We start from the raw sequence: 1,504 nt of genomic DNA on the forward strand, positions 1-1,504 counted from the left end.
GAATGCCTCGTGCGGATGAGCCGGGGCACCGACCGCTGCGACAAGGACCTGTTCGTCAGCGGCTTCCATGCCGATGCGGTGGTGACGGCGGGACCTTTCGTCGGCCTGCCCGCCGATCTCTATGACTGGGCGGAAAAGCTCCAGGCGGAAGCCTATACCGCCACCTTCCACAAGCTGCACCAGATGACCTGCGATCTCCAGGGCGACGACGCGCACACCGAGACCTACTACTTCTTCGTCGGCTGCCTGCCGGACGGCAACAACGTGCTCGCGGGCGGTCGCTATGTCGACCGGTTCCAGCGGCGCAACGGCGTCTGGGGCATGGTGATGCGCAACAATTACGTCGAATGGACCAGCGTCGTTCCCGCGGTGGGCAGCCCGCTGGGCGAAATTCCCGGCATCGAGCTCAACGGTGTGCCGGCGCGCGACAGGAGCGATGCCTCCTACATCCGCCCGCTGGTCAACAAGCGCCCGCTCTGCAATCCTTGATTGAAGCCACAAGAGAGGAGCCAGACATGCCGCATTACAAGTTCATCGTCTTCTCGAAGCCCGTCGCGGGCAAGGAAGAGGAATACAACGACTGGTACCAGAATCGGCACCTGGGCGAAGTGGTCCAGACGCCCGGCTTCGTAGCGGCGCAGCGGTTCTCACTGTCGCATGACCTGATGGGCGACGGCAGCGCCTATCCCTACATGGCGATCTACGACATCGAGGCAGACCACTGGTCGCAGCCCTTCGCCGCCCTGCAGGACAGCGCGGGCGAGGGCGGCGGCATGTTCATGTCCGACGCCATCGACCTCAGCACGGTCAAGGCCAACGTCTACGAGGTGTTCGGCGACGAGGTGCGCAGGATCGTGTGATCTGCGGGGCGGGCTCTATCCGAAGCTTATCCAATTTCCCGTCGCCCCAGACTTGATCCAGGGTCCCGCTTGAGTCCCCCGCCACGCCCGAAGGAAGCAAGCGGGGTCCCGGGTCAAGCCCGGGAAGACGGAAAAGGAGGGAAGGAGAGGCGGCAGCTCAGGCCGGCTCCAGCTCCTTGCCCACCTCGAAGGCGATCGGCAGGCCCTGCAGCCCCCAGGTGCCGTAGAACGGCCGCCACTTGAACTCGCCGTCGAGCCGCGGGTGCCTGACCCGCTGGGCGATCAGGTGGATCGCTTCCTGCAGCATGGCGCGGGCAATGTATTGCCCCAGGCACATATGCTTACCCAGGCCGAAGGCGATGTGGCGGCGATTGGGATCGATCGGACGATCGGGATCGAAGGTCTGCGCGTCGGCCCAAGCGACCGAATCGCGGCCGGAGACCGACAGCGGCATGAACAGCATCGTGTCCTTGGGCAGCAGCACGCCGCGGTATTCGAAGTCCTGGTCGACGATCCGGCCCACGGTTCCCGGATTGAACCAGCGCAGCGCCTCCTCGATCACCTTGCGGCAATAGTCGTGGTCCGTGGCGCAGCGCTCGTAGATCTCGGGATAGTCGAGCAGGGTGTACATGGTGAAGGTCAGC

At 64.6% G+C, this 1,504-nt stretch carries 3 protein-coding genes; 2 read left to right on the top strand and 1 reads right to left on the bottom strand.

Annotated elements, in window-relative coordinates; all coding sequences use genetic code 11:
* Together ACE3P6_RS17135 and ACE3P6_RS17140 are read left to right on the top strand one after the other, a co-directional pair.
* A partial coding sequence (locus ACE3P6_RS17135) for a nuclear transport factor 2 family protein (RefSeq protein ID WP_374397499.1) occupies nucleotides 1-489 on the top strand: 489 nt, incomplete at its 5' end.
* Nucleotides 490-515: 26 nt separating this feature from the next.
* Nucleotides 516-860, top strand: coding sequence for a hypothetical protein (locus tag ACE3P6_RS17140; RefSeq protein ID WP_374397501.1), 345 nt, complete (start codon nucleotides 516-518; stop codon nucleotides 858-860).
* A 157-nt stretch (nucleotides 861-1,017) separates the two neighbouring features.
* On the opposite strand, the gene ACE3P6_RS17145 is transcribed toward ACE3P6_RS17140, so the two are convergent.
* The coding region (locus ACE3P6_RS17145) for a cytochrome P450 (RefSeq protein WP_374397503.1) at nucleotides 1,018-1,504 on the bottom strand (487 nt) is incomplete at its 5' end.

It is taken from the genome of Tabrizicola sp., from assembly GCF_041911175.1.
Taxonomy (GTDB): domain Bacteria; phylum Pseudomonadota; class Alphaproteobacteria; order Rhodobacterales; family Rhodobacteraceae; genus Tabrizicola.

What these genes read in the sequence shown, in the direction of transcription:
- ACE3P6_RS17140 (WP_374397501.1), top strand. Translation starts at nt 516, where the DNA reads ATGCCGCATTACAAGTTCATCGTCTTCTCGAAGCCCGTCGCGGGCAAG.